This window comes from Nocardiopsis halophila DSM 44494, from assembly GCF_000341245.1.
Taxonomy (GTDB): domain Bacteria; phylum Actinomycetota; class Actinomycetes; order Streptosporangiales; family Streptosporangiaceae; genus Nocardiopsis_A; species Nocardiopsis_A halophila.
Map to the genome: position 1 here is coordinate 1 of NZ_ANAD01000256.1, position 800 is coordinate 800.

1 protein-coding gene is annotated in these 800 nt (G+C 72.4%); it reads right to left on the reverse strand.

Annotated features, from left to right (window positions below):
• Nucleotides 1-213: 213 nt before the first annotated feature.
• Entirely contained in the window at nucleotides 214-474 is a 261-nt protein-coding gene (locus D450_RS0127210; RefSeq protein ID WP_017541783.1) for a hypothetical protein, read from the reverse strand.
• Nucleotides 475-800: the final 326 nt, after the last annotated feature.

Genomic DNA, 800 nt, shown 5'->3' on the forward strand with positions numbered 1-800 from the left:
TCTGCCCGTCGCCCACCACCACCCTCAGCGGACGGAGCTTCGCCCCGCAGCCTGCCGCCCGTCCCCCTCAAGGGCACGGAGCTTCGCCCCGGCCCCTGCCGTCCGTCGTCCATCCCCCTCAAGGGCACGGCGCTTCGCTCTACGGCCTTTCCGCCCGCCGCACTGCACGCGACCTTCCCGCGGTGTCCCGCCTTCCGCCTTCCGCGCTACGCGTCACTCGCGGTACTCGTCGTCGTCCAGGCCGACTTCCAGGTGCTGCTCGACGGCGTCGCCCTCCGGGACCTCGTCGGACACCCCGAGCGGCTGGTCGGTCGACCACGACTGCTCCTCTGCGCCGAGCTGGGCGCGCTGCTCCGCCCGGTCGGCCTCGGAGGACTCGAACTCCTCCTGGAACTCGGCGTCGCTATCGGCCCCGGCGGCCCCCTGGGTGTTCTGACCGTTCTCCTGCTTCTCCTGCTGCCACTGTTCTGCCACGAGTCCCCCTGGATCGTCGCGGAGCCTTCCCTCCACGCTACTCGCGCACGTCGCCGCAGAGCCTGCGCGGACGGGGCGGCGGGCCTTCACCCGCCACCGGATCACTACCCGCCCACGGGCCACCACACCCGCCCGTCTCCCTCGCCTGCGCACCTGCGCCGTGCCCTCCTCGAACCCGCCCCGCGTCCGCCCTTCAACGGAAGGACACGGAAGGCCGCCGGAGTCCGTAGAGTTTCTGCACAACAGACCAGCGAACCCGTGAGGGGGTGTCCGTGACCGAGCCCATCGACCTGTGGCCGGGCGAACTGCGCACCGTCGGCGGGGGG